Source organism: Desulfovibrio sp., from assembly GCF_035644575.1.
Lineage (GTDB): Bacteria > Desulfobacterota > Desulfovibrionia > Desulfovibrionales > Desulfovibrionaceae > Desulfovibrio.
The window spans coordinates 1-4,083 of the sequence record NZ_DASQOG010000056.1; the positions used below are offsets into that span (position 1 = coordinate 1).

Genomic DNA, 4,083 nt, shown 5'->3' on the forward strand with positions numbered 1-4,083 from the left:
TTGCGCGCAACCTCAATGCCGCGCCCCCGGCCCTCGACAGCCGCACCATGCAGGCTGTGCTCGCCTATCTGCACTGGATTTCAAAAGATATTCCCGTCTATGCCAAGCTGCCGTGGGCCCTGCCCGCAAAGCTCGACAGCAGCCACAAGCCCGATGCCGCCAACGGGGCCAGCGTGTATGCGGACAACTGCGCCTCCTGTCACGGCGATGCGGGCGACGGTTCCCCCCCGCTCTGGGGCAATGGCGCATATACTGACGGCTCCACCATGCACGACACCAACACATTTGCCGTGTTCACCCATCGGTTCATGCCGCCGGAGGCAGCCAACCTCACGCCGGAGCAGGCCCTTGACGTGGCGGCCTATGTGGACGGACAGCCCCGCCCCCAGTACGCGCCCGCAAAGCCCGCAACGGCAACCGGCGCGTCCAAAGCGCCGCAGGGGAAGTAGGCCATGAACTTTCCCATCCTGCATATTCCTGTGGTGGGCGATGGCATGACCATTGCCCTCAATGCAGTGCTGCACGTTTATATCAGCCACGGGCTGGCCATCGGCCTCATGACCATGCTGGTGATCTTTCAAACCCTCACATGGAAGGGCAAGGGCGCATTCTGGGCCGACATTGCCCGCCGTTTGCTGGGGCCTTTGGTGGTAATTACCACCTCTGTGGGCGCGGTCACGGGCGTGGGCATATGGATTCTGACCGGGAGCCTCGCGCCGGAAGGCATCGGCGCGCTTATCCACCTGTTTTTCTGGCCCTGGTTTATCGAGTGGTTCGCCTTCACCGCCGAAGTGATTCTGCTGCTCTGCTACTACTACCAGTGGGATCGGCTGATAACGCGCAAACCCGCCACACTGGCCGCCATTGGCTGGGGCTATGTGGGTGCGTCCTTCATCTCTGCGGTTCTTATCACCGGCATTCTGGGCTTCATGCTCACCCCGCAAGGCTGGCCGTGGGCCAGAAGCTTTACCGAGGCCTATTTCAACCCCACCTTTGTGCCGCAGTGCTTTTTGCGCGTCGGCGGCGGCATGGGGCTGGGCATACTGTTGCTCATGAGCTGGATTGCCTGGCGCTTCAAGGGCACGGCAGAAGAACGAGGCAGGGCTCTGCGCGTCTGCGGAACGGCCCTGCTGCTCTCTCTGGCTGTGACGGCAGCGGCCACCTACGTATATTTTATGCGGGTGCCGCAAACCTACCTCACACACTGGAAGTTCTCGGTCGCCACATCCTACCTTTCGCAAATGCCGGACTTTCTGCCAACGGCCAACGCGGTTGCCGCGCTTGTGCTCCTGCTGACGGCACTGGCGGCGCTTGGGCGCTCACGGCTTGCATGCCGGTTGCTGTGCATTCCGGCCCTGATAATGAGCCTGTGTTTTGTCATGGAATTTGAGCGTGTGCGCGAATTTATTCGCGGCCCGTACCTGATGCCGGGCTATATGCACGCCAGCCAGATAACCCTGGTGGAAAGCGAGGCTCTGGCCGCCCAGAACGCCCCCTTGTTGCCCCGGTTGCACTGGGTCAACACCAGCGGCAATCTGCCCCCGGCAACCCAGGCCGCCAGAACGCTTTTTGCGGCCAATTGCGGGGTATGCCACGCGGAAAGCGGCATCAACGGTATTGATCAACGCCTTGCGGGGCGCTCGGCAGACGGCATCAACGCCATGCTGGGCATTACGCAAAGGCTGGCCCCCTACATGACGCCCTTTGTGGGCTCGGAGCAGGAACGCGCTCTGCTCACGGAATATTTATTCCAGCTTTCCTCCAACTATTCCCGCCGCGCCCAACAAGCCGCCAGGGAGAAGTAGCCATGCAGCAGTGGACAGACCTGTTTCTCAACAAACCCTTGCCCGAAGGCTGGATGCAGGGGCTGCTCTTCATCACTTTTGGCCTGCATCTGCTCTTCGTGCTGCTCATGCTTGGCACGGCCATACTGAGTCTGTTGTTCTTTCTGCGCGATCTGCTGCGGCAGCCCACGCCCGATCAACACTGGAACGAGCACGTGGCCCATTCGCACATGGGCCTCAAAAGTCTGGCCGTGGTGCTGGGCGTTGGCCCGCTGCTGCTCATGCAGATAAGCCATCCGCACGCCTTTTTTACGGTTACGGGGCTTTTTTCGTATGCGTGGCTGGCGATTATTCCGCTGCTGATCGCGGCATTTCTGCTGTTTGACGGCTTTGCGCACAAACTTGGCACCAGCGCATGGCTGGCCCTCATTTGCGGGCTGATGGGCGTTGCGGCTCTCATGACCGTGCCCGCCATCTTTACCGGGGCGCTGACCCTCATGGAACGCCCCTCGGAGTGGGCCGACTTTGCCGCCCACGGCTTCCGCTTTGACGCGCAGTGGATGCCCCACTGGGTACTGCGCTACCTGCATGTGCTGGGCGCGGCAGTGGCCTTTGGCGCGGCATTTCACCTGTTTTTCTCTGCAAGGAATGAAAAGCAGAAGGCCCCTCTGCTGCGCAAGTGGCTGCTTGGCGCTCTGGCGGCTCAGGCGGTCATAGGGCTGGCCCTGCTGGCAACCATACTGCCGCAACTGTCCGTCCCGGTGCTGTCGTGCATAAGCCTTGGAGCACTGGCCCTTGGCGCTGCGGTCTGGATCCTGAGGCCGGAATCGTCAACCGCCGATTACCGTTTGCTGGCACTGCTGCCCATTATCTTCGTTTCCATGCTGCTGGCCCGCCAGCTCATGCAGAACGAGGCGCTGGCCCCTGGGCAGGCGGAAGCTACGGCTCAGCGCGAACAGCGCGTTCAGGAACTGGCCCCCTTCAGCCAGAAGGCTCTGGATGCCTTTGCCGTCAAACTGCGCACCGTATACGACAATGGCGACACCATTTATGACGGCGCTTGCGAACCGTGCCACGGCCTCACCGGGCGTGGTGACGGGCCGGAAGCCCCCCGCCTGCGCATCCCCGCCACAGACCTGACCACCATGCGTACCGACCGGGATTATGTGTATGAAATGGTGCGCGACGGCATCCCCGGCACAGGCATGCCCTATTTTCGCATGTTCGACCGCGAAAAGCTGGAGAGTCTGCTGGACGCCATGGGTAAGCGCTTTGGCATGTATGCTGCCACGCCGCCGCCTCCGCGTGATATCAGCCCAGTTTCGCTTGAAGTATGGATAGGCACCTGCGCCAAATGCCATGCGGCCAACGGCAGCGTCAGCCCCTCGGGGCGCGCCATGCAGCCCCCGCCGCCCGATTTCACGCGCAGCAGCCTGACCCACGAGCAGGCCCTGAAAATCATTACCGAGGGCTATCCCGGTACAGGCATGCCCGCCTATCGCAGCCAGCCCCAGACCGTGCGCGAAGACCTCGCCATCATCTGCAACAGCTTCCGCGCCGCGCATACCAAGAACGGAAAATAGCCCAGGCGCGGGGCTGGCCCCGGCCTCGTTGCGCCACACAGAATTGCCTGACCAGTTTCTGAGAATCCCATAACAAAGCCCCCGTTCCATGATGGAGCGGGGGCTTTGATCTCAGTCAGTTACTTGCACTGTTTGCGGGCGGCTTTTCTGGCCTTGCTGCGCAAACGCCGTTCTTCGTCATCAAGCAGGGCACGCTGCTTGTCAAAGGGTATTCAACCGCAGTTCAGGCGGTCTGTGGGCAGCCAGCCCTTTTTGAGGGCAAGCAGGTATATGGCGGCAATACCGCCAAACACCAGCAGGAGAATCAAAGTATCCATAAAACCTCCGCCGCTTTATCTGGTCCAGGGATAGAGCGCCGATGATCCATCGGCGGCGGCCCTGGCGGCAGTGGCGCGGCTTGCGTACAGGTTAGTGATGCGCAGCCATGATTCCATGATCCGCTGGCGCGAAATGCGCCCGCTTTCCACAAGCCCGCGCAATGTCTCAAAAGCCTTGCGGGGCAGCGTCTCGTCCCAATACAAGTTATTGCCGAACAGCAGAATGTCCACCCCGGCGTTGACAGCCAGCAGCATTGTCTGCTCCATGCCGTAATGGTCGGTGATGGCCTTCATCTGCATGTCGTCGCTGATGATCACGCCCTGCCAGCCCATGCGCCCGCGCAACAGGTCGGCAACAACAGCGCGGGAAAGCGTGGCAGGATATTGCGGGTCAAGCCC

General features: G+C 61.4%; 4 protein-coding genes. 3 read left to right on the top strand and 1 reads right to left on the bottom strand.

Going from position 1 to position 4,083, the window contains the following annotated elements; translation table 11 throughout:
- The 3 genes from VEZ52_RS02685 to VEZ52_RS02695 form a co-directional block, all read left to right on the top strand.
- Nucleotides 1-449: c-type cytochrome (locus VEZ52_RS02685; protein WP_324835423.1), on the top strand; the 449-nt coding region annotated here is incomplete at its 5' end.
- 3 nt (nt 450-452) lie between these two features.
- Nucleotides 453-1,805, top strand: coding sequence for a cytochrome C (locus VEZ52_RS02690; protein WP_324835424.1), 1,353 nt, complete (start codon nt 453-455; stop codon nt 1,803-1,805).
- 2 nt (nt 1,806-1,807) lie between these two features.
- On the top strand, nt 1,808-3,367 hold the full coding sequence (locus tag VEZ52_RS02695) for a c-type cytochrome (protein ID WP_324835425.1): 1,560 nt from the start codon (nt 1,808-1,810) through the stop codon (nt 3,365-3,367).
- A 332-nt stretch (nt 3,368-3,699) separates the two neighbouring features.
- Here VEZ52_RS02695 and VEZ52_RS02700 read toward each other — a convergent pair.
- On the bottom strand, nt 3,700-4,083 hold a 384-nt coding region (locus tag VEZ52_RS02700; protein ID WP_324835426.1), incomplete at its 5' end, for a glycoside hydrolase family 3 N-terminal domain-containing protein.

Excerpts from the sequence above, each read along its gene's own strand:
- VEZ52_RS02690 (WP_324835424.1), top strand. The coding sequence starts at position 453 with ATGAACTTTCCCATCCTGCATATTCCTGTGGTGGGCGATGGCATGACC.
- VEZ52_RS02695 (WP_324835425.1), top strand. The coding sequence starts at position 1,808 with ATGCAGCAGTGGACAGACCTGTTTCTCAACAAACCCTTGCCCGAAGGC.